This window comes from Streptomyces sp. NPDC002232 (assembly GCF_042890295.1).
GTDB lineage: Bacteria > Actinomycetota > Actinomycetes > Streptomycetales > Streptomycetaceae > Streptomyces.
Genome location: NZ_JBIARV010000005.1, coordinates 713,993 through 737,188, shown reverse-complemented (window position 1 = coordinate 737,188; position 23,196 = coordinate 713,993). Strand labels below are relative to the sequence as shown.

Here is a 23,196-nt window from a genome sequence, read left to right as displayed (position 1 = left end):
GCGAAGGGCGCCTTGTGCGCTTTTTCCGGATTCAGATGGGGAGAGCGATGCGTCCGATTTCGCGTACGGCCCTGGGGGCGGCGACCGCCGCCGTCCTGGCCGTCACCGCGGTCGCGCCGTCCATGGCCGACGAGCCGCAGGACGACACGGCAGGCAAGCGACCGCTGGTCGGCAGCCAGGCCCCGGCCCGCACCGGCGACGGAGCCCGGACGGCCACGGTGACCCTGGTCACCGGCGACCGCGTCCTGGTCACGCGGGACGCCGAGGGGAACCCTGCGGCCACGGCGTTGCCCCGCGAGGACGGGACCGTCCCCCTGGTCCAGACCCGCCGCTCCGGCCAGGACCTGTACGTCTACCCCGAAGACGCCACCGCCGCCCTCGCCGCCGGACGCGTCGACGAGGAGCTCTTCAACGTCACCGGACTGATCCGCCAGGGCTACGACGACGCCGCCACCACGACCCTGCCCCTGATCGCGGTCTACGGCTCCGACCTCGCCCGCTCCGTCCCCGCCACCCCCCGGGGCGCCCGGCGCGGCCAGGTCCTGAAGGCCGTCGACGGCGTCGCGCTCACGACGGAGAAGAAGCAGGCCGCCACCTTCTGGGCCGAAGTCGGCGCCGCCCCGGCCGCCCGCTCCGCCTCCGGCCTGAAGAAGCTCTGGCTCGACCGCAAGGTCCAGGCCACCCTGGAGCAGTCCACGAAGCAGATCCACGCCCCCGAGGCCTGGGCCGCCGGCTACGACGGCAAGGGCACCAAGGTCGCCGTCCTCGACACCGGCGCCGACGCCGGGCACCCCGACCTCAAGGGCCGCATCGTCGCCTCGGAGAACTTCACCGACTCCGAGACCACCGACGACCACACCGGCCACGGCACCCACACCCTCTCCACCGTCGGCGGCTCCGGCGCCGCGAGCGACGGCAAGGAGAAGGGCGTCGCCCCCGGCGCGGGACTCCTCAACGGCAAGGTCCTCGACGACTCCGGCTCGGGCGCGGCCTCCTGGATCATCGCGGGCATGGAGTGGGCCGTCGCCCAGGGCGCCGACGTCGTCTCCATGAGCCTCGGCAGCCCCGTACCCACCGACTGCACCGACCCGATGAGCGTCGCGGCCGAGGAGCTCGCCCACGACGAGGGCACCCTGTTCGTCATCGCCGCCGGCAACTCGGGCCCCACGCTCGACACGGTCTCCTCGCCCGGCTGCGCGCCCGGCGTGCTCACCGTCGGCGCCACCGACCACGACGACTCCACCGCCTGGTTCTCCAGCCGCGGCCCGACGATCGTCCAGCACACCCTCAAGCCCGAGATAGCCGCCCCCGGAGTCGCCATCTCCGCCGCCGCGGCGGGCGGCCGGGGCGTGTACGCCTACCAGTCCATGTCCGGTACGTCGATGGCCACCCCGCACGTCGCGGGCGCCGCCGCCATCGTCAAGCAGCGCCACCCCGACTGGACCGCCCAACAGATCAAGTCCGCGCTCGTCGCCTCCGCCGACAGCGGGGTCCCCGGCGACGTCCGCGAGGTCGGCGGCGGCCGCCTCGACGTCAAGGCCGCCATCGGCCAGACCGTCCTCGGCGCCCCCGCCGTCCAGGGCGGCACCTTCCACTGGCCCCAGGACAAGAGCGACCGCACCACGGTGTCCGTGCCGTACACCAACACCGCCGCCGCCCCGGTCACCCTGGACCTGGCCGTCGAGAAGGTCACCGGCAACGACGGCTCCGCCGTCCGATCGACCGTCGCCCGCCTCGGCAAGCGGACGGTCACCGTCCCGGCCGGCGCCACCGTCGAGGTCCCCCTCGACCTCGCCCCCGACGCCCGGCTGGAGCGCGCCCAGTACGGCGACGTCACCGGCCGCGTCGTCGCCACCGGCAAGGGCGGCGTCCACGTCTCCACCCCCTTCTCCCTCTACGTGGAGCCCGAGACCGTCACCCTGCGCGTCAAGCTGATCGACCGCCGGGGCAGGCCGGCCGACGGCGCCTCCTCCCTCGACGTCATCGGCACCGACACCGCGAGCGGCGAGCGACGCTTCAACGAGGGCGCCGCCGACCAGGTCTACCGCCTGCGCCCCGGCAGCTACTTCCTCTCCTCCTTCGTCACCACCCCCGACGCCGGAGAGGGCGCCACCCTGAACGACTCGCTCAGCTACCTCGGCCGCCCCCAGGTCGAGCTCAGGAAGGACACGACGGTCGTCCTCGACGCCCGCAAGGCTCACCGGCTGTCCGTGCGGACCGACAGGGCCTCCGAACTCCGCGGCGCCACCCTCGCGTTCGCCCGCTCCTGGGACGGCTTCTGGCTGCACTCCGGGACCGCCGCGGGCCCGCGCGGCATCCGCGGCTACTACGCCTCGGTCGAAGGCGCCGCGCACGACGGCGACTTCGAGTTCGGCAGCTACTGGCGGGCCGCCGCCCCGCAGATCACCTCGCTGCGCACCACCGACGGCCTCACCCTGCACCCGCTGACCGCGTCCCTCGGCTCCGACAACCTCGACGGCACCGGATCCGCCCGTCTCGTCGACGCCGGAACGGGCACGCCGGACGAGCTCAAGGCCGCCGGGGTCCAGGGCCGCGTCGCCCTCGTCCGCCTCCCGGAGGACTCCACCGACGCGGGCACCCTGGCCCGGAACGCCAAGGCCGCCGGCGCCGTCGCCGTCGTCACGTACCACTCGGCCCCCGGCCGCTGGTACCCCACCGGCGGCTTCACCGGCCTCGGCCTGCCCGCGCTCTCCGTCCCGTCCACGGAGGCGACCGCGCTCCTCGCCGAGCTGGCGGCCGGCGAGGTCACCCTCGCCTGGAAGGCCACGGCGAAGAGCCCCTACCTCTACAACCTCGCCTTCCCCGAGACCGGCGCGATCCGCGCCGACCGGGACTACCGGGTCCGTGACGACCGCCTCGGCCGCACCGAGTCGACCTACGGCTCGGCCGGCATCGCCACCGACTTCACGGACTTCCCGGCCGCCCACCGGCCGAACGGCGTCGCCGTCTCCTTCGGCTCGCTGGAGACCGTCCCCGCGCCCGGCACCCGCACCGAGTACTACACCGCCGGAGACACCGCCTGGCAGCAGATGGTCAACAGCAGCTTCCCCTTCGGCGAGATCATGATCGGCGTCCGCCACGCGTACCGGGCCGGCGAGAAGCGCACCGAGAGGTGGTACGACGGCGTCATCGCGCCCACCGCGCCGCGCGACACCACCGGAAAGCCCGTCCTCGTCTCCGAGCGGCAGGGCAACCTCATCGGCTTCGCCGACGCCATGTGGGGCGACGGCACCCACCACGCCGAGCCCGGCTCCTTCGGCGACATCGGCAGCCTGAGCCTGCGGCGCGACGGCGAACTCCTCGGCGAGACCGGCTGGCCCTTCGGCGCCTTCGAGGTACCGGCCGAAGCCGGGACGTACACGCTCGAACAGAACACGACGAAGATCGGCAGCAAGGTGTGGGCCCGGTCCACGTCCGTCAACTCGGTGTGGAAATTCACCTCCAAGCTTGACGAGAGCGTCTATTCTCAGGGCATCCCGATTCTCTTCCCCCGGTACGACCTTCCGGAGGACGGACTCAAGACCCTCGCCGCGACCGACGGCCAACACATCGGCCTCACCGCGACGGGTCACGCGGGCTACACTCCCGCGGCGCTCACCTCGGCCAGGCTCTCGTACTCCTACGACGGGGGCACGACCTGGACCGAAGCGCGGGTGTCTCCGCGTGCCGGAGGCTGGACGGCGACCGTGAACCATGCGGGCGCGACCGGCAAGCAGGTCACGCTGAGGACCGAACTGACGGACGCCAACGGCAACTCCGTCACCCAGACCGTGGTCCGCGCCTACGACGTGCGCTGATCACGACGGTCCGCCGGGCGTCCTTCCCGTGGGGGGTGGGGTCGCCCGGCGGACCACCCTTTCGTGGCAACGGTTTTCCCCATGTCCCGTTTTCGGGCGCCGCGGGCGGTGGACAATAAGGGCATGACGCAGCAGGGGGACAGCTGGTGGGACAAGCTCTACGACGAGTCGGCGCCGGACCCGGCCCCGACGGTCCCGGGTGAGACGCTCGACGACCACTTCGACACGACACCCCGCACGGTGCCGGGCCGGAGCCAGGACCCGGTGAAGAGGGCCCCGGAGCCGGTGCCGGACGCCCCGCCACCGGCACCGCCCACGTCCAGCGTCCCGCCCCGTCCGCCGCTGCCTCCGCCACCGGACACCACCCCACCGAGCGGCACCCTGCCGCCGGCCCCGCGGCCTGCGCGTCCCCCGATCACCGCCCCGAGCCCGGCGTCCACGGCCCCGAGCCCGTCGCCGGCGGCTGTGCCGAGCCCGCCTCCGCCTGCGCCGAGTCCGCCGCCGACCACGCCGAGCCCGGCTCCGCCGAGCCGGCCGCCCGCACCGCCGAAGGCCGCCGCGCCGGGCCCGAGGCCATCGGAGCCGAGCCCGCCCCCGCCGCCCGTGGCCGCCGCACCGCCCCAGCCACCCGCACCGCCGCAGGCCGCCGCGCCCAGCCCCTCGCCCGCACGGCCCAAGGCCGCCGCGCCCAGCCCCCAGCCGTCGGAGCCCAGCCCGCCTAGGCCGAGCCAGCCGCCCGCACCGCCGGTGGCCCCCGCTCCCTGCCCGTCCGGGCCCCCGGCGGTCGCCGCGTCCGACCCCCGCCGGGTGCCGTCCGTGGCTGGGCCCGCGCCCTGGGAGGGGCTCGACGGGGGCGGACCGAGGACCTTCCCCGCACCTGCCCCCGCAGGGCCCGTCGCCGGGACGCCCACCGTCCAGGTGCCCCTGGAGACCGACCCCGAGGGGAGCGGCGCCGACGAGCTCACCGTCGCGGTGTCGGTGCCCCGGCCCAGGGCCGGCTTCGTCGGCAGCAGACCGCCCACCTACGAGCCCGAGCCCACCGCGCTGCCTGTCGCCCGTCCCGGGGAGCTCGCCGAGCTGGTCGCCGACACCGTCCTCGACGGCGCCCGCTACGGCACCTGCACCGTGCGCGCCGCCTCCGTACGCGGGGACTCCGCCCGCTACCGGGGCGAGCCCCGCCGCGACGCCTTGCTGACCGCCCGCTTCGGCCACGACGAGACCGCGCTCGTCCTCGTCGCCGTGGCGGCCGGCTCCCGCGCCGCCGAGGACGCCCACCTCGCCGCCGCCGACGCCTGCCGCTGGATCGGCGAAGCCGTCTGCCGCAGCCACGCCCGGCTCTCCGAGGACATCAGGTCGGGCCGCCGCGGCGACCTCAAGTCCGGGCTGCACCGGCTCACCGACCGGACCTACGGCAAGCTGCGGGCCCGCGCCGCCGAGCGCGGCCTCGCCCCCGACGAGTACACCGCGACCCTGCGCTGCCTCCTCGTCCCCGCCGACCCCGACTGCCGCACCCGGGTCTTCTTCGGCATCGGCGGCGGCGGTCTCTTCCGGCTCCGCGACGGCTCCTGGCAGGACCTCGAACCGCTCCTGCCCGAACCGGCCGCCGTCACCGGCGCCCCCGTTGTCGGCTTCGGCTCGCCGCCCGCGGTCCGGGAGGCCACCGAGGAGGGGGACAGGCTCACCATGGACCTCGGCATCACCACCGCGCCGCCGCTCGTCGAGGACCCCGTCCCGCCGCCCGCCGAGCCGTTCCGCTTCCGCGCCTCCGTCGCCCGTGCGGGGGACACCCTCCTGCTCGCCTCGCCCGGCCTCGCCGAGCCGATGCGCGGCGAACCCGCCCTCGCCCACGAGCTCGCCGCCCGCTGGGGCGAGGCCGAGCCGCCCGGCCTCGCCGCCTTCCTCGCGGACACCCAGCTGAGGGTGACGGGATACGCCGACGACCGCACGGGGGTGGCCGTCTGGGAGGCGTAACCCGCCGCGCCGTGTGTTGATGGAGCCATGGCCAGACAGAACGTGGCGGAACAGTTCGTCGACATCCTCGTCCGCGCCGGCGTCCGGCGGCTCTACGGCGTGGTCGGCGACAGCCTGAACCCGGTCGTCGACGCGATCCGCCGCACCCGCGCGATCGACTGGATCCAGGTGCGGCACGAGGAGACCGCCGCCTTCGCCGCGGGCGCCGAGGCGCAGGTCACCGGCGCTCTCGCCGCCTGCGCCGGCTCCTGCGGCCCCGGCAACCTCCACCTCATCAACGGCCTGTACGACGCCCACCGCTCCATGGCCCCGGTCCTGGCGCTCGCCTCGCAGATCCCGTCCAGCGAGATCGGGCTCTCGTACTTCCAGGAGACCCACCCCGACCAGCTGTTCCGCGAGTGCAGCCACTACAGCGAACTCATCTCCAACCCCCAGCAGATGCCCCGGCTGCTGCACACGGCGATCCAGCACGCCGTCGGCCGGGGCGGCGTCAGCGTCGTCTCGCTGCCCGGCGACATCGCCTCCCAGCCGGCCCCGGAGAAGTCGGCGGAGACCGCGCTCGTCACCACCCGGCCCACCGTCCGCCCCGGGGACACCGAGATCGACGCCCTCGTCCGCATGATCGACGAGGCCGAACGGGTGACGCTCTTCTGCGGCAGCGGCACGGCCGGGGCCCACCCCGAGGTGATGCAGTTCGCCGAGCGGATCAAGGCGCCCGTCGGCCACGCCCTGCGGGGCAAGGAATGGATCCAGTACGACAATCCGTACGACGTCGGCATGAGCGGTCTGCTCGGGTACGGCGCCGCCTACGAGGCCACCCACGAGTGCGACCTGCTGATCCTGCTCGGCACCGACTTCCCGTACAACGCCTTCCTGCCCGACGACGTGAAGATCGTGCAGGTCGACGTCCGGCCCGAGCACCTCGGCCGCCGCTCCCGGCTCGACCTGGCCGTCTGGGGAGACGTCCGCGAGACCCTGCGGTGCGTCCTGCCGCGCGTCCGCGCCAAGACCGACCGTCGCTTCCTCGACAAGATGCTGAAGAAGCACGCCGACGCCCTGGAGGGCGTCGTCAAGGCCTACACCCGCAAGGTCGAGAAGCACGTCCCGGTGCACCCCGAGTACGTCGCCTCCGTCATCGACGAACTCGCCGACGACGACGCGGTCTTCACCGTCGACACCGGCATGTGCAACGTCTGGGCGGCCCGCTACCTCTCGCCCAACGGACGGCGCAGGATCATCGGTTCGTTCAGCCACGGCTCCATGGCGAACGCCCTGCCGCAGGCGATCGGCGCCCAGTTCACCGACCGGAACCGCCAGGTCGTCTCCCTCTCCGGCGACGGCGGCTTCTCCATGCTGATGGGCGACTTCCTGACCCTCGTCCAGTACGACCTGCCCGTGAAGGTCGTGGTGTTCGACAACTCCGCGCTCGGCATGGTCGAGCTGGAGATGCTGGTCGCCGGACTCCCCTCGTACGGCACGACGAACAAGAACCCGGACTTCGCCGCCATCGCCCGCGCCGCCGGGGCCTACGGCGTCCGCGTCGAGAAGCCCAAACAGCTCGCGGGCGCGCTCAGGGACGCCTTCCGGCACAAGGGCCCCGCCCTGGTCGACGTCGTCACCGACCCGAACGCGCTCTCCATCCCGCCGAAGATCAGCGCCGACATGGTGACCGGCTTCGCGCTCTCCGCGAGCAAGATCGTCCTGGACGGGGGAGTGGGCCGGATGCTCCAGATGGCCCGGTCCAACCTGCGCAACGTGCCCCGGCCCTGAGCGGTGTCCGAAAGCCCCACCTCATGAATGCGGGCGGTGAGGCGGGGCATGCATCCCCGGGAGTCTGTTCGACGCGACCTGTGGGTGGGGGGATATGGCCGGGGAGGCACGACAGCCGACTCAACTGCTCAGAAAGGTGGGATGCGCGGATCTCACCGCCGTGCCGGAGGTGCGCCACGCCCTGCGGGAACTGCTGCGGACCTGGGGCGGACCGGGCGCCTCCGACGTGGCCGAGCTGCTCACCAGCGAGCTGGTGACCAACGCCCTGGTCCACACCGACCACGGCGCCGTCGTGACCGCGACGGTCGTCCCGGAGCAGCTCAGGGTCGAGGTCCGCGACTTCGTGCCCGGACTCGCCCGGCCGCTCGTACCCCCCGCCGACGACGGTACGAACGGCAGGGGACTCGTGCTCGTCCAGGCACTCGCCGACTCCTGGGGCGTCGAGGACCGCGAGGTGGGCAAGGTGGTGTGGTTCGAACTGAACGGCGGGGCCGCCTGAGAGGCGGCCCCGCCGTCCGGGTGTGATGTGTCCTTTCCCGCTCAGCCGAACTGCTGCTCCAGGTCCTTGAGCTTGCGCTCCAGGGAGTCGAGACGGGGCAGCGCCTGGGTGTCGTCCTCGGCGGTGAGGTCCACCGTCCGGGACTCGCCGGGGCGGGGCTCATCGCCCCTGACGGCTTGCAGGGAGGGCCGGGGTCGAAGCGGCAGCTGTCCGGGGTCCGCTATGGCGGGCTCCGCGACGGCGGCCTGCACGGCCGGCGTCGCGGAGCCCGAACCGCCGCCCGCACCCGGGCCGGATCCCGCACCGGCCGGGGCGCCCAGCGCCGCCATCTCGACCTGGCGCCCGCCGCCGCGGCCGAGCCCGAAGGCGCGGTGCTGGCGGTTGATCGCCTTGAGCCTCGCCCGGTCCAGCTTGACCTGGTCGCGCCTGCGGAGCCGGTTCTGCTCCTTCTCCCGCCGGTCCTCGCGCACCTCGTCGACCGCCTCGTCCAGGGTCCTCACGCCCTCCAGGAGCATCAGCGACCAGGCCGCGAAGGTCTCCCGGGGCGCCCTCAGCCACCGCACGATGCGGATCTGCGGCAGCGGACGGGGCACCAGGCCCTGCTCGCGCAGCGCCGCCCTCCGGGTCTGCTTCAGCGCCCGGTCGAAGAGGACCGCGGCCGAGAGGGACATGCCCGCGAAGAAGTGCGGAGCCCCGTCGTGGCCCATGCCGCGCGGTGCGTGGACCCAGTTGAACCAGGCCGCCGCGCCCGCGAACAGCCAGACGAGCAGGCGGGAGCCGAGCGCCGCGTCGCCGTGGCTGGCCTCGCGGACCGCGAGCACCGAGCAGAACATGGCGGCGCCGTCGAGGCCGAAGGGGACGAGGTACTCCCAGCCCCCGGCGAGGTTCAGGTTCTGCCGGCCGAAGCCCACGAGGCCGTGGAAGGAGAGCGCCGCCGCGACGGCCGCGCAGAGGAAGAGCAGCCCGTACGAGGCGAACCCGTAGACCGCCTCCTTGCGTCTGCGGCGCTCCTCGCTGCGTTCCCAGGAGTCCTCGGCCGCGGCCTGGTCACCGGCGCGCTTCCCGCGCGCGAGCACCGCCACCGCCGTCAGGACCCCGGCCACCATCACGCCGCCCGGAAGCAGCCAGTCCAGCGATATGTCGGTCAGTCTCATGCGGTGTCCCTTGCATCGCAGTAGGGCGTTTGGCGGCCCATACTGGCCGACCCCGCGGGGCGCTCAAGGGGTTTCCGGGCAAGAGCACGCCATCGGGGTCGTGGGGCATACGAATAGGTGTGATCCGGTCGAACGCCCTTGCAAGGGAAGTGGGTTGAGTTCGATTTACGCCACTCGGGCGGGTGGCGTAGGGCTCAGGCCGTCGCGGCGAGGCGGCTGACGCGCTCGGCGTCGCAGGTGCGCGGACAGGTGAGGCAGGTGTCCTCGGGGCGCAGCGTGTAGAAGAAGCAGCAGGCGGCCCGGTCGCGGGTGGTGCGCGGAGCGCCGTCCGGCCCCGCGGAGCCCGGCAGTTCGCGGAAGCCCGCCCCGCCCGCGTACGGCTTGTGCGTCCTGGGGCTGCCCGGCAGCAGGAGTTCGAGCTCGGCCATCGCCCGGGGCTCCTCGCCGAGCAGCTCCGCGACGTACCAGAGGCCCTCGACGATGTCGTCCGTGGCCATCCCCCACAGCGCCCGTCGGCCGCGCCGCATCCGGGGCGCGAAACCGTCGAGGACGGGCGCGAAGTGCTCGGCGAGCGAGTCCCGTACCTCGGCCCGCAGTGCCTCCTCGTCGGCGACGATCCGGGCGCCGGGCAGGGTGGCGGCGGGGTCGCCGGGCAGGCAGGCGAACTCCTCCACCCGGACCGCCATGCGGCCGAGCACGCGCTGGAAGGACACGTCGTGGACGGGGATCCGGGGCACCCTGCGGTGCAGGAACCAGGGGACGGTGACGAGCAGGCAGGCGGGCCAGGCGTACCGGTGCAGTCCGAAGGTCGCGACGACGTCGGGGCGGGCCTGGGCGCCGTAGTCGCGCAGCACCTGCGCGTCGTCCCAGGCGAGGAACGCGTCGAGGTGGGGGCCGCCGGCCGCGAGGTCGTCCGCGCCGACCCAGCCGGCCCCGCGCGGCAGCCGCTCGCCGGGGGCGATCTCGTCCACGCGCAGACCGGCGTACACCTCGGCGAGCCGGGCGTAGGAGGACGCGACGGGGGAGGCGAGGGGCGTGGGCAACAGGGCGGGGACGGTCATGCGAACCACCGAATCGCGAGCGTTGGAAGGTTAGCCTTACCTTACCCGATTCGGGGCGCCGTCTCACCACCGGAAGGACCGCTCCCACCTGCGGGACAACCCGTATGCCCCGGATGTCGGTCCGTTCGCCTATGGTGCACAGAGGAAACCGGCGACGCGAGCCGGGCCCGGCACGAGGCCGCAGGAGGACCCGGGTGGAGCAGGGGGCAGCGCGCGAGCGGGAGACGGAGAGGCCGTCCCCGCCCTTCGGTGACGCCACGCGTGCGGCGGCGGGGCGTCCGGGTGCGGAAGCCGCGCGTACGAGTCCCGTACCCGGGGAGTCCGTACGCACGGAGTGCGCGCGAGCGGGGGCCGCGGGCCAGGAGTACCGTCCGGATCCCGTGCGCGCGGAGTCCCGCCCCGAGTCCGTGCTTCGGGAGTCCTCCTTCCCCGAGGCGTACGAGGGACCCGTCCGGGTGCCCGAGCAGGCGCGCGGCGAGCACACCCACGGCGAACCGGCGGCCCCCGGCCCCCGGACCGTCCGCAGGCACTCCGTCCGCGGGCAGGTCCTCGAAGCCCTCCGCACCGCCCTCGTCGGCGGCGAGCTCCGCCCCGGCGAGGTGTACTCGGCCCCCGCGCTCGGCGAGCGCTTCGGCGTGTCCGCCACCCCCGTCCGCGAGGCCATGCAGCGGCTCGCCGTCGAGGGGGCGGTCGAGGTCGTGCCGAACCGGGGCTTCCGCGTCACCGAGCGCACGCCCCGTGAGCTCGCCGAGCTCGCCGAGGTCCGGGCGCTCATCGAGGTCCCCGTCATGCTGCGGCTCGCCCGCACCGTCCCCGCCGCCCGCTGGGCCGAGCTCCGGCCCCTCGCCGAGGCGACCGCGACCGCCGCCGCCCGGGGCGACCGCGCCCACTACGCCGAGGCCGACCGGGCCTTCCACCGGGCCGTCCTCTCCCTCGCGGGGAACGAACAGCTGCTGGCCGTCGCCGACGACCTGCACCGCCGGTCCCAGTGGCCCCTCATCAGCGCCCCCACCCTGCGCCACGGCGTCCTCGTCGCCGACGCGGCCGAGCACACCGCCCTGCTCGACGCCCTGGTCGCCCAGGACCTGACGGTCGTCCAGACCCTGGTGCGAGAGCACTTCACCGGATCGGAGTCGTGAGCCCTCCGGACCATTAAGGTCGGAGGCGTCAGCCGCCCGCACCGCGTCACCCGTGAGGTGTCCCATGCCGTCCGCGAGCCCGCCCCCGGCCGGGGACGGAACGGAAGCCGAGGCCGCCGCCCTCCTCGGCTGGCTCACCGATCCCGACGCACCCCGCCTCTGCCTCGTCACCGGCGCCCCCGGCAGCGGCAAGACGGCCCTCCTCGGCTGGCTCGCCGCCCACGGGGCCCGCTCCGGCCGCACCCGCCGCCGCACCGCGCGGGTCCTCGTCCCGCTCGCCGGGCAGAGCGCGCTCGGCGCGGCCTGGACGATCGCCGACCGCCTCGGTGTCGTCGCCCGCTCGCCCGGCGACCTCGTCCACGCCCTCGCCACCAGCGAACCGCGCCCCGCGGGACGGGCCGTCCTCCTCCTCACCGATCTGCACGCCGCCGCCGAACCCGCCGCGCTCACCCGGCTCATCGCCGAGCTCGCCGGCGTCGGCCGGGTCCGTCTCGTGGTCGAGGCCCGCAGCGGCACCCCGGCCCCGGCCGTCCTGCGCGCCGAGGGCCGGGTCACCGTCGTCGACCTCGACGGCGAGCCCGAGACCGCCGACGGCACCTCCGCGCGCCCGGCCCCGCCGCTGCCGGACCTCTCCGACCCGGCGGCCGTCTGCGCGGCCGACCCGCTGCTCGTCACCACCGCGTACGTCACCGGAGCCGCGCTCGCCGGGGTGCCCGGCACCCTCGACGGGCCCGAGCCGTCCCCCCGGCCCGGCGAGGGCACCGCCGACGAGCACGGCGGGCTCCGGACCGCCTGGATGCGCGCCGGACAGTCGCTCTGCCGCGAACAGGAGCCTGCCGAAAGGGCGTTGGTCCTGCTCGCCGCACTGGGCGACGGCGCCGACCCCCGGCTCCGCCCCGCGCTCGCCGCCCTCGCGGACGGCGCGCCCTGGCGGGTCCGGTGGGCCCGGCACCGCGGCGACCTCAACCCGCCCTGGCCCGGCCCGGTCACCGTGCTCGGCGCGGCGGGCGGCCCCCTGGAGGGCACCCTCCTCGTCGGCGACCCCACCGGCACCGTACGGCTGCTCCACGAGGCCGACGCGACCTCCGCCGGGCGCCTCGCGCACACCGTGCCCGGCCGGATCACCGCGCTCGCGCCCGCTCCCGACGGCACGGTGCTGCTCCTGGACGACCGGGGGCGGCTGCACGCGGTACGGGGGGCGGCGCCCCGGCCGCCGTATCTGGAGCGGCTCACCGAGGCGGTCTCGGCGACCCTGGCCCGCCATCCGGGCACGGCCCTCGCGGCGATCGCGGGCTCGGTGGTGGTGGGGGACCGGCTGGGCTCCGTGCACGCCTTCGGCCTGACCGGGCTGTACCAGTCGGCCTCGCACAGCGGCCGGGTCACGGCCGTCGCCGCGGTCGAGTCCGAGACCCCCTTCGTCTGCTCCGGCGGCGCCGACGGGAGCGTCCGGCTCTGGACGCCCGGCCGCGACACCCAGCCCGAGCCGCTCGTCGAACGCCCCTCGCCGGTGGTCTCGCTGCACGCGACGGAGACGCCACACGGGCCGCTGGTCGCCGCCGCCTGGGCCGACGGCCTGGTGGAGCTCCACCGCCCGGAGGGCGGTCCGACGCTCGCCTTCCGCCCGGGCCCCCCGGTGCGCGCGGTCGCCGTCACCGGGGCCGGCTCCCTCCTCGTCGGAACCGACGACAGCCTGGTGTGCCTCGCGCCCCGGTCCTAGGAGGTGGGGCGTCCGGCCGGCCGGTCCGGGCCGGCGGGACGCCCCTTGTCAAGACGGTGACGAGCCGTCATGGAGACCTGACAGTGCGGCGCTTCAGGTCGCCGCCCGGGGTGTCAGCTGGGCCGACAGCCAGGTCGGGACGCCGCCGAGCAGCTGGAAGAGCCGTCGCGCCTCGGCGCGCAGGCGGCCCGCCTCGGGCTCGGTCTCCGTGGCCGCCAGCGCCGTGAGCGCCGGGGCCGTGCCGACCAGATAGCCCAGCTCCTCGCGGATCCGCAGGGACTCCGCGAAGCCGTGCCTCGCCTCCGCCAACTCGCCCTCGCGCAGGGCCAGTCCGGCGAGGTGCCGCCAGGTGAAGGAGAGCAGCAGCGCATCGCCCTGCGCGGTCGCCCCGGCATGCGCCCTGCGGTACGCGGCGCGGGCCGCCTGCGGGGAGTCGCCGAGGTTCTGGGCGATCAGCCCGCGCCGGAAGTCCAGCAGCGGCCGCCCGGCGGCGGACGGGGCGATCAGGGCCGCCGCCCGCCCCAGCGCCATCCGGGCCTCGTCCGCCCGGTCGCGTACGCCCAACAGGGTGGAGGCGTAGGCGAGATAGCCGCGTTCGCAGGCCGCCGCGCCGCGCTCCTCGTCGGTGCGGGCCACCGCCTCCGCGGCCCGCAGGGCCTCCTCCGCGTCGGCCCAGCCCTTCTCGGTGTAGAGGCAGCGCTCGATGAGCAGCGCGGCCCGTTCGAGTGCGGCCGCCGGTTCGGTCGCGTGCGGCGCGAGCAGCGCGGCCGCGTCCGTCCAGCAACCTCGGGAGCGGAGACGCCATATGGCGGTCTCCACGGGTGTCTCCTTGCCGTAGGCGAGGGACGGATCTTCGCCACCCCTTGATTCGGAACCAGACATGGCGGTATCCGCCACATTGCCCTCCCCGAGCGCGCCATCGAGCTGTTGAGTAGGACGGCATCTCAGCACGAACGGGAGCACCCGGCCAAGGGGTCGGGTGAAAGAATTCACAAACTCGGGCGGCGGTGGCGACCCCCGCCGCGACCCGCTCCGACCGCCCGCCGGACGGCCCGCCGGCCCGTGATCAAGCCGGTGATCAGGCCGTGGCCCGGTCCGCGGGACCCGATGGCGAAGGCCCGTCCGGGGCCCGGACGCCACCCCACCGGACTCGCCCGAAGGAGTGAATCGCCTGGGCCCCGGACGGGCCTCGCGGTGTTCGACCCGGGCCACCCGCCGGGCTTCCCGGTCAGCTCATGCGCAGCGCCAGGAAGAAGTCGAGCTTGTCCTCCAGGCGGGCGAGGTCCCGGCCGGTGAGCTGCTCGATCCGGCCCACCCGGTAGCGCAGCGTGTTCACGTGCAGGTGGAGGCGGGTCGCGCAGCGGGTCCAGGAGCCGTCGCAGTCCAGGAAGGCCTCCAGGGTCGGGATGAGCTCCGCCCGGTGGCGCCGGTCGTAGTCGCGCAGCGGGTCCAGCAGGCGGGCCGTGAAGGCGCGCCGCACGTCGTCCGGGACGAACGGCAGCAGCAGCACGTGCGAGGCCAGCTCGTGGTGCCCCGCGGCGCAGACCCGGCCCGGACGGGCGGCGGCCACCCGGCGGGCGTGCCGGGCCTCCTCCAGGGCCCCGCGCAGGCCCTCGGCCGAGTGCACGGCCGCGCTGACGCCCAGCGTGAGGCGCCCGTCGTCCGCCAGGCCCGAGGAGAGCGGCGCCCGCACGGAGGCGAGCAGCGCGTCCGCGTGCAGCCCGAGGGCGGGGGCCGGGCCCTCGTCCTCGCTGTCCGGCAGCGGACCCGCGGCGAGCGGGACCAGCGCGATCGCCTCGTCGCCGCTGTGCGCGACCGCGATCCGGTCGGCCGACTCGGCACCGACGGTCGCCGGGTCGACGAGGACCTCCTCCAGGAGCGCCTGCGCGACCGGCCCGCTGTCCACGGGGGTCTGACCGGCCTCCTGCTCCCACTCCACCCGGGCGACGACCACCTGCCAGTGCGGGGCGGTGCCGAGCCCGGGCAGCAGCACCGGGGCGGCGACCCGCAGCCGGGCCGCGATCTCGGCGGGCGCGGCGCCCGTCTGGACCAGCTCCAGGACCTCCTGGGCGAGCCGGCGCCGCACCGTGCGGGCCGCGTCGCGGCGGTCCCGCTCGACGGCGATCAGCTGGGTCACGCCCTGGAGCAGGTCGAGCCGGGCGGCGGGCCAGTCCCCGGCGTCGGCCTCGACGGCGAGCAGCCAGTCCGACAGGACCGTCTCGCGGACGTCCCGGGAGGCGGGCGCCGCGCCCCGGCCGGTGTTGCGGATCGGGAAGAGCGAGTACGTGGACCCGGCGACGCCCAGGCGGTGCGGACCGCGCCGGCCGGTCCGGGTGGCGGCCAGGTGCTCCCCGGCCAGGGTGGCCGCGAGGCCGGCCTCCAGGGGCTCTCCGGCGCCCGCGATCTGGCGCCCGGTGGGGGAGAGGACCCAGGCCCGGAGGTCCAGGTCGGAGCCGAGGAGGTCAAGGACGACCTCGGGTCCGCCGCCCGCGGGACCGGAGGTCATCAGCCGCCGGTGCCGGTCGACGACCGCCGCCAGGTCGCCCGCCCGCTCGCCGGAGACCTGTCGAACAACGTGCTCGGTGATCGTCGCGAACGCAACGGACTCGTTCACGGCGAACAGGGGGAGCCGGTGGCGCAAACACGCCTCTACGAGATCGTCGGGGATGTCGCCGAGCTCGGCCTCGCCCGCGGCCAGGGCGGCCACCCCGGCCGAGGCCAGGATCCGGACGAAGGGCTCGGCGTCGGCCGGGTCCGTCCGCCAGGCGAGGCCGGTGAGCACCAGCTCTCCGCCGGAGAGGTACCGGCTGGGGTCCTTGAGGTCCGTGGTCATGACGCCTCGGACGGTTCGGTCCAGCTCGTCGTCGCCGCCGAGCAGGCGCAGCCCGAGCGCGTCGTTCTCCAGCAGTGCGCGCAGCCGCATCGTGTCGCCGCCGTTCCTTCGTTCGGTGATGGTGGGTGTCGCGTTGTCGACGGTGGGGTGGTGCCACCGTTTCCAGGGGAAAACGGCGAGGTTTCTGTTCCCCGCCTTTCGTTCGAATCTACAAGACGACGACGGGAGCCAGCCAACTCCTTCATGTTTTCGGTGACTGCACCCGGGCGAGTGGGGCTTGTGTACTAGGCCACACACCGCGTGAACAGCTCATGAACACGTCGAGGGCCGGCCGTCCCCCCGGACCCAGTAGCTCGACCCCCGATCACCAGAATCACTAGAAGAGAGCCACCATGGACTTCCTTCGCCCCGCCAGCTGGGAGGAGGCGCTCGCCGCCAAGGCCGAGCACCCCACGGCCGTGCCCATCGCCGGTGGTACCGACGTCATGGTCGAGATCAACTTCGACCACCGGCGCCCCGAGTACCTCCTGGACCTGAACCGTATCGAGCTGCTGCGCGAGTGGGAGGTCGGCGAGGAGAGCGTGATCCTCGGCGCCTCCGTCCCGTACACGCAGATCATGGAGAACCTGCGCGCAGAGCTCCCGGGTCTGGCGCTGGCCTCGCACACGGTCGCCTCCCCGCAGATCCGCAACCGCGGCGGCGTCGGCGGCAACCTCGGCACCGCGTCGCCCGCCGGCGACGCCCACCCGGCCCTGCTCGCCGCGGGCGCCGAGGTCGAGGTCGAGTCCGTGCGCGGCAGCCGCCTCATCCCGATCGACGAGTTCTACACGGGCGTGAAGCGCAACGCGCTCGAGCCCGACGAGCTCATCAAGACCGTCCACGTCAAGAAGGCGGACGGTCCCCAGCAGTACTCCAAGGTCGGCACCCGCAACGCGATGGTCATCGCCGTCTGCGCCTTCGGCCTGGCCCTGCACCCGGAGACCCGGACCGTGCGTACCGGCATCGGCTCCGCCGCGCCGACCCCGATCCGCGCCAAGGAGGCCGAGGCCTTCCTGAACGCGGCTCTGGACGAGGGCGGCTTCTGGGACAACGGCAAGATCATCACCCCGTCGATCGCCAAGCAGTTCGCCGACCTCTGCTCGGCCGCCGCCAACCCGATCGACGACGTCCGCGGCACCGCCAAGTACCGGCGCCACGCGGTCGGCATCATGGCGCGCCGCCAGCTCGGCTGGACCTGGGAGCAGTACCGCGGCGCCGGCCACACGCTTGAGGGAGCTGCATAACCATGCGCGTCAATTTCACGGTCAACGGTCGTCCGCAGGAAGCCGACGACGTCTGGGAGGGCGAGTCCCTCCTCTACGTTCTGCGTGAGCGCCTGGGCCTGCCCGGCTCCAAGAACGCCTGCGAGCAGGGCGAGTGCGGTTCCTGCACCGTCCGTCTCGACGGCGTGCCGGTCTGCTCGTGTCTGGTCGCCGCCGGTCAGGTCGAGGGCCGCGAGGTCGTCACCGTCGAGGGCCTGGCGGAGTACGCCAAGGAGCGCGAGGCGCACAGCGGCTGCGCGACCGGTGCCTGCGGCACCTCGGTCGACGCCGCCAAGAAGTGGCAGGCCAAGCCCCAGGACTCGCAGACCGGTGAGGGTGTCGAACTCTCCCCGATCCAGCAGGCGTTCATCGACGCCGGCGCCGTCCAGTGCGGCTTCTGCACCCCGGGCCTGCTCGTCGCGGCCGACGAGATGCTGGAGCGCAACCCGTCCCCGACGGACGCGGACATCCGCGAGGCGCTTTCCGGCAACCTCTGCCGCTGCACCGGTTACGAGAAGATCCTCGACGCGGTCCGCCTCGCGGCCGCTCGCCAGGAGCGTCAGGGAGAGGCGGTCTGACGATGGCTCAGAACACCCGCACGACTCCGGTGGGCACGCCCACCGACGTCACGCAGAACCACGTCAAGGGCGGCATCGGCGAGTCCACGCTCCGCCCGGACGGCACCCTCAAGGTCACGGGCGAGTTCGCCTACTCCTCCGACATGTGGCACGAGGACATGCTGTGGGGCCAGATCCTGCGCTCCACCGTCGCCCACGCCGAGATCGTGTCCATCGACATCTCCGAGGCCCTCGCGATGGACGGCGTCTACGCCGTCCTGACCCACGAGGACCTGCCCGCCGCGAAGAACTACGGCATGGAGTTCCAGGACACCCCGGTCCTCGCCTACGGCAAGGTCCGTCACCACGGTGAGCCGGTCGCCCTCGTGGGCGCCGACCACCCGGAGACCGCCCGCCGCGCCGCCGCGAAGATCAAGATCGAGTACCGCGAGCTCCCGCTCATCACGGACGAGGCCTCCGCCCTCGCCCCGGACGCGATCCTGGTCCACGAGAACCGCGACGACCACCACTCGGGTCACGTCCCGCACCCGAACATCGTGCACCGCCAGCCGATCATCCGCGGCGACGCGTCCGAGGCCGCCAAGCGCGCCGACGTGATCGTCAAGGGCGAGTACACCTTCGGCATGCAGGACCAGGCCTTCCTCGGCCCCGAGTCCGGCCTCGCCGTGCCGGCCGAGGACGGCGGCGTCGACCTGTACGTCGCCACCCAGTGGCTGCACTCGGACCTCAAGCAGATCGCTCCCTGCCTCGGCCTGCCCGAGGAGAAGATCCGCATGACGATGGCGGGTGTCGGCGGCGCCTTCGGCGGCCGCGAGGACATCTCCATGCAGATCCTCGCCTCCATCCTCGCCCTGCGCACCGGCAAGCCGGTCAAGATGGTCTACAACCGGTTCGAGTCCTTCTTCGGGCACGTCCACCGGCACCCGGCGAAGCTCTACTACGAGCACGGCGCCACCAAGGACGGCAAGCTCACGCACATGAAGTGCAAGATCGTGCTCGACGGCGGCGCGTACGCGTCGTCCACGGCCTCGGTCGTCGGCAACGCCTCCTCCCTCTCGGTCGGCCCGTACGTCATCGAGGACGTGGAGATCGAGGCGATCGGCCTCTACACCAACAACCCGCCCTGCGGCGCCATGCGCGGCTTCGGCGCGGTCCAGGCCTGCTTCGCCTACGAGGCCCAGATGGACAAGCTCGCGGCCAAGCTGGGCATGGACCCGGTGGAGCTGCGCCAGCTCAACGCCATGGAGCAGGGCACGATCATGCCGACCGGCCAGGTCGTGGACTCGCCGGCCCCGGTCGCCGAGCTCCTCCGCCGGGTCAAGGCCCGTCCGCTGCCGCCGGAGCGCCAGTGGGAGACCGCCGGCGAGAGCGCGGACGTCCGCGCGCTGCCGGGCGGCCTGTCCAACACCTCGCACGGCGAGGGCGTCGTCCGGGGCGTCGGCTACGCGGTCGGCATCAAGAACGTCGGCTTCTCCGAGGGCTTCGACGACTACTCGACCGCCAAGATCCGCATCGAGGTCATCAACGGCGAGGCCGTCGCCACGGTCCACACCGCCATGGCGGAGGTCGGCCAGGGCGGCGTCACGATCCACGCGCAGATCGCCCGTACCGAGCTCGGTGTCCAGCAGGTCACCATCCACCCCGCGGACACGCAGGTGGGCTCGGCCGGTTCGACCTCCGCGGGCCGCCAGACGTACATGACCGGCGGCGCCATCAAGAACTCCTGCGAGATCGTCCGCGAGAAGGTCCTGGAGATCGGCCGGCGCAAGTTCGGCTCGTACCACCCGGCCTGGGCGAACGCCGAACTCCTCCTGGAGGGCGGCAAGGTCGTCACCGACGGCGGCGAGGCCCTCGCCACCATCGCGGACGTCCTGGAGGACCAGGCCGTGGAGGTCGAGGAGGAGTGGAGGCACCGTCCCACCCAGGCCTTCGACCTCGTCACCGGCCAGGGCGACGGCCACGTCCAGTACGCCTTCGCCGCGCACCGCGCGGTGGTGGAGGTGGACACCGAGCTCGGCCTCGTCAAGGTCATCGAGCTGGCCTGCGCGCAGGACGTCGGCAAGGCGGTCAACCCGCTCTCCGTGGTCGGCCAGATCCAGGGTGGCACCACCCAGGGCCTGGGCGTCGCGGTGATGGAGGAGATCATCGTCGACCCGAAGACCGCGAAGGTGCGCAACCCCTCCTTCACGGACTACCTCATCCCGACCATCCTCGACACGCCGACCATCCCGGTCGACTACCTCGAGCTGGCCGACCCCAACGCGCCCTACGGCGTCCGGGGCATCGGCGAGGCCCCCACCCTGTCGTCCACCCCGGCCGTCCTCGCGGCGATCCGGGCGGCGACGGGCCTGGAGCTCAACAAGACGCCGGTCCGCCCCGAGGCGCTCACCGGCACCCTCTAGGACTCTCCGGGCGGTGCGTGCCTCCCAGGAACGTCACACTTCCCCCGCCCGCACCGCCCGGAGCATCCCCCCACCGCAGTACCCGCGTCACCAGCACCACCGCAGTACCCCCGCAGTACGGCAGTACCCCGCAACACGGCAGTACCCCGTTCGTCTCGGGCCGTCCCCCGGGTCGTGCAGCCAACGAAATATCCCAAATCCCGCGGCTTTTCACGTCAGAGCTACGAAGTCTGATGCGGGTGCCCCTTTGAACCTTGGGAGTAGGCCCCATGACCCAGTCGTCTGTGGAGCCCAAGACCGCCGCTGAGGAAGCGGGCTCCGGCTCGCGCACCCCCGCCGGACGCTCTTGGCTCGACCGGTACTTTCACATCTCGGAGAGAGGATCCACCGTCGCGACGGAGATCCGCGGCGGCATCACCACCTTCATGGCGATGGCGTACATTCTCCTGCTCAACCCGATCCTCCTGGGCGGCCCGGACGTCGACAAGCACGTCCTCGCCTCCTCCGCCGTCATCACGGCGACCGCCTTCGCGGCGGCGGTGACCACCCTGCTGATGGGCTTCGTCGGCAAGGTCCCGCTCGTCCTCGCGGCGGGGCTCAGCGTCTCCGGTGTGCTCGCGACCCAGGTCGTGCCCCAGATGACATGGCCGCAGGCCATGGGCATGTGCGTCGTCTACGGTGTGGTGATCTGCCTCCTGGTGGTCACCGGTCTCCGCGAGATGATCATGAACGCGATCCCGCTGCCGCTCAAGCACGGCATCACCATCGGCATCGGCCTCTTCATCGCGCTGATCGGCTTCAACAAGGCCGGCTTCGTGGGCGCGGGACCGCAGTTCGGCCCGCCCATCACCATGGGCTCCGGCGGCGAGCTCGTCGGCTGGCCGGTCCTGATCTTCGCGATCACCCTGCTCGCGATCTTCGCCCTCCAGGCCCGCAAGATCCCCGGCGCGATCCTCATCGGCATCGTCGGCGGCACCGTCATCTCCCTGATCGTCAACGCCGTCGCCGACGTCCCGGCCAAGGGCCCGGGCGCCTGGGCCAACGGCGCCCCCGAGCTCAAGGGCAGCGCGGTCTCCCCGCCCGACTTCTCGCTCTTCGGCGACGTCTCCTTCGGCGGCTGGGGCGACGTCGGCTACATCACCGTCGGCGTCATCGTCTTCACGCTCGTCCTCGCCGGCTTCTTCGACGCCATGGCCACCATCATCGGCGTCGGCACCGAGGCCAACCTCGCCGACGACAAGGGCCGCATGCCCGGCCTGTCCAAGGCGCTGTTCATCGACGGCGCGGGCGGCGCGATCGGCGGCGTCTCCGGCGCCTCCGGCCAGACCGTGTTCGTCGAGTCCGCCACCGGCGTCGGCGAGGGTGCCCGCACGGGCTTCTCCTCCGTCATCACCGGCCTGTTCTTCGCGGCCGCCATCTTCTTCACCCCGATCACCCAGATCGTGCCCCGTGAGGTCGGCTCCGCCGCCCTGGTCGTCATCGGCGCGATGATGATGATGAACGCCAAGCACGTGAACTGGGGCGACAGCTCCGTCGCCATCCCGGTCTTCCTGACCGTCGTCCTGATGCCGTTCACGTACAGCATCACCCCGGGCGTCGCGGCCGGCGTCATCGCCTACACCGTCATCAAGGTGGCGCAGGGCAAGGCCCGCGAGGTCGGAGCGTTCATGTGGGCCCTGACCGCGATCTTCATCGTGTTCTTCGCCCTCCACCCGATCGAGAGCTGGCTGGGCGTCAGCTGACGCCCGGCGACACCCTCCGCACACACCCAAGGAGACCGACATGCTGGACATCGCCGAAGAGCTGCACCGGTGGGTCGAGCAGGGACGCGCATTCGCCGTCGCCACCGTGGTGGCGGTCGGTGGCAGCGCGCCCCGGCAGCCGGGAGCCGCTCTCGCCGTCGACAGCGAGGGCACGGCGATCGGATCGGTCTCCGGCGGGTGTGTGGAGGGCTCGGTCTACGACCTGTGCGTCCAGGCCCTCGAAGACGGCAGGACCGTCGTCGAGACCTTCGGCTACAGCGACGAGGACGCCTTCGCGGTCGGTCTGACCTGCGGCGGCATCATCGACATCCTCGTCACCCCGGTCCGCGGCGGGGTCTTCCCCGCCGCGCTCTCGGCCGCCGCCACGGGGGAGGCGGCGGCTCTGGCACGGATCGTCGGGGGACCGGACGACCTGATGGGCCAGGCGCTCCTCGTCCACCCCGACGGCTCGTACGAGGGGAAGCTCGGCGGCCACCCCGAGCTGGACCGCACCGCGGCCGGCGAGGCCCGGGCGATGCTCGACGCGGGCCGCACCGGCACCGTGGAGATCGGCGAGGACGGCAGCCGCTGCGGACAGCCGCTGACCCTCCTGGTCGAGTCCTCCGTCCCCGCCCCCCGCATGATCGTCTTCGGCGCCATCGACTTCGCCGCCGCCCTCGTCAAGGTCGGCAAGTTCCTCGGCTACCACGTCACCGTCTGCGACGCGCGGCCCGTCTTCGCGACCGCGGCCCGCTTCCCCGAGGCCGACGACATCGTCGTCGACTGGCCCCACCGCTACCTGGAGTCGACCGAGGTCGACGGCCGGACCGTGCTCTGCGTCCTCACGCACGACGCCAAGTTCGACGTCCCGCTCCTCCGGATCGCCCTCAAGCTTCCCGTCGCCTACGTCGGCGCGATGGGCTCCCGCCGCACCCACGAGGACCGCAACGCGCGCCTCCGCGAGGTCGGCGTCACCGAGATCGAACTCGCCCGCCTGCGCTCCCCGATCGGCCTCGACCTCGGCGCGCGCACGCCCGAGGAGACCGCCCTGTCGATCGGCGCCGAGATCGTCGCCAACCGCCGCGGCGGCAGCGGCCTCTCCCTCACGGGCGCCCACACCCCGATCCACCACGACGTCCCCCGCGCACCGCACGGGCGCATCGGCTCCGTCGCCTAGGCGGTCCCCGGAGCCGGCGGCGAACCGGCTCCTG

Annotated in this window: 15 protein-coding genes; 11 read left to right on the top strand and 4 right to left on the bottom strand. The window is 73.7% G+C overall.

Annotation, left to right across the window (positions count from 1 at the left end; all coding sequences use genetic code 11):
* Nucleotides 1-47 precede the first annotated feature (47 nt).
* From ACFYXU_RS26425 to ACFYXU_RS26410, 4 genes are all read left to right on the top strand, one after another.
* Nucleotides 48-3,818 (top strand): S8 family peptidase, encoded by a 3,771-nt coding sequence (locus ACFYXU_RS26425; RefSeq protein ID WP_389408565.1) that lies wholly within the window; start codon nt 48-50, stop codon nt 3,816-3,818.
* Between the two features lie 123 nt (nt 3,819-3,941).
* Complete coding sequence (locus tag ACFYXU_RS26420) at nt 3,942-5,789, top strand: protein phosphatase 2C domain-containing protein (protein WP_389408566.1); 1,848 nt, start codon at nt 3,942-3,944, stop codon at nt 5,787-5,789.
* A gap of 27 nt (nt 5,790-5,816) precedes the next feature.
* On the top strand, nt 5,817-7,559 hold the full coding sequence (locus ACFYXU_RS26415) for a pyruvate dehydrogenase (RefSeq protein ID WP_376513359.1): 1,743 nt from the start codon (nt 5,817-5,819) through the stop codon (nt 7,557-7,559).
* Nucleotides 7,560-7,653: 94 nt separating this feature from the next.
* The gene (locus ACFYXU_RS26410; protein ID WP_376513361.1) at nt 7,654-8,058 is read left to right on the top strand and encodes an ATP-binding protein; all 405 of its coding nucleotides are present in this window, start codon (nt 7,654-7,656) and stop codon (nt 8,056-8,058) included.
* 41 nt (nt 8,059-8,099) lie between these two features.
* Here ACFYXU_RS26410 and ACFYXU_RS26405 read toward each other — a convergent pair whose 3' ends face one another.
* Both ACFYXU_RS26405 and ACFYXU_RS26400 read right to left on the bottom strand, forming a co-directional pair.
* A complete protein-coding gene (locus ACFYXU_RS26405; RefSeq protein WP_389408567.1) occupies nt 8,100-9,212 on the bottom strand; it encodes a DUF2637 domain-containing protein in 1,113 nt (370 codons plus the stop codon).
* Between the two features lie 194 nt (nt 9,213-9,406).
* Nucleotides 9,407-10,273: a (2Fe-2S)-binding protein gene (locus ACFYXU_RS26400; RefSeq protein ID WP_389408568.1), complete on the bottom strand. Its 867-nt coding sequence runs from the start codon at nt 10,271-10,273 to the stop codon at nt 9,407-9,409.
* A gap of 407 nt (nt 10,274-10,680) precedes the next feature.
* Here ACFYXU_RS26400 and ACFYXU_RS26395 point away from each other — a divergent pair, with 407 nt between their 5' ends.
* Both ACFYXU_RS26395 and ACFYXU_RS26390 read left to right on the top strand, forming a co-directional pair.
* A complete protein-coding gene (locus ACFYXU_RS26395) occupies nt 10,681-11,412 on the top strand; it encodes a GntR family transcriptional regulator (protein WP_389408588.1) in 732 nt (243 codons plus the stop codon).
* Between the two features lie 64 nt (nt 11,413-11,476).
* Nucleotides 11,477-13,129, top strand: a complete 1,653-nt coding sequence (locus ACFYXU_RS26390; RefSeq protein ID WP_376517691.1) for a hypothetical protein — start codon at nt 11,477-11,479, stop codon at nt 13,127-13,129.
* A 93-nt stretch (nt 13,130-13,222) separates the two neighbouring features.
* On the opposite strand, the gene ACFYXU_RS26385 is transcribed toward ACFYXU_RS26390, so the two are convergent.
* Together ACFYXU_RS26385 and ACFYXU_RS26380 are read right to left on the bottom strand one after the other, a co-directional pair.
* Nucleotides 13,223-14,011, bottom strand: coding sequence for a hypothetical protein (locus tag ACFYXU_RS26385; RefSeq protein WP_361402542.1), 789 nt, complete (start codon nt 14,009-14,011; stop codon nt 13,223-13,225).
* 346 nt (nt 14,012-14,357) lie between these two features.
* The gene (locus ACFYXU_RS26380) at nt 14,358-16,052 is read right to left on the bottom strand and encodes a PucR family transcriptional regulator ligand-binding domain-containing protein (protein WP_329856982.1); all 1,695 of its coding nucleotides are present in this window, start codon (nt 16,050-16,052) and stop codon (nt 14,358-14,360) included.
* Nucleotides 16,053-16,354: 302 nt separating this feature from the next.
* Between ACFYXU_RS26380 and ACFYXU_RS26375 the strand changes: the two genes are divergently transcribed.
* The 5 genes from ACFYXU_RS26375 (at nt 16,355) to ACFYXU_RS26355 (ending at nt 23,162) form a co-directional block, all read left to right on the top strand.
* Nucleotides 16,355-17,245 carry a xanthine dehydrogenase family protein subunit M gene (locus ACFYXU_RS26375; RefSeq protein ID WP_361402537.1) on the top strand — a complete coding sequence of 297 codons (891 nt, stop codon included), beginning with the start codon at nt 16,355-16,357 and terminating at the stop codon, nt 17,243-17,245.
* Between the two features lie 2 nt (nt 17,246-17,247).
* On the top strand, nt 17,248-17,841 hold the full coding sequence (locus ACFYXU_RS26370; protein WP_329856979.1) for a (2Fe-2S)-binding protein: 594 nt from the start codon (nt 17,248-17,250) through the stop codon (nt 17,839-17,841).
* Between the two features lie 2 nt (nt 17,842-17,843).
* Nucleotides 17,844-20,243 carry a xanthine dehydrogenase subunit D gene (gene pucD, locus ACFYXU_RS26365; protein WP_376516486.1) on the top strand — a complete coding sequence of 800 codons (2,400 nt, stop codon included), beginning with the start codon at nt 17,844-17,846 and terminating at the stop codon, nt 20,241-20,243.
* 269 nt (nt 20,244-20,512) lie between these two features.
* On the top strand, nt 20,513-21,985 hold the full coding sequence (locus ACFYXU_RS26360) for an NCS2 family permease (protein WP_376516484.1): 1,473 nt from the start codon (nt 20,513-20,515) through the stop codon (nt 21,983-21,985).
* A gap of 40 nt (nt 21,986-22,025) precedes the next feature.
* Nucleotides 22,026-23,162 carry an XdhC family protein gene (locus tag ACFYXU_RS26355; protein WP_389408570.1) on the top strand — a complete coding sequence of 379 codons (1,137 nt, stop codon included), beginning with the start codon at nt 22,026-22,028 and terminating at the stop codon, nt 23,160-23,162.
* The last annotated feature ends 34 nt before the right edge of the window (nt 23,163-23,196 follow it).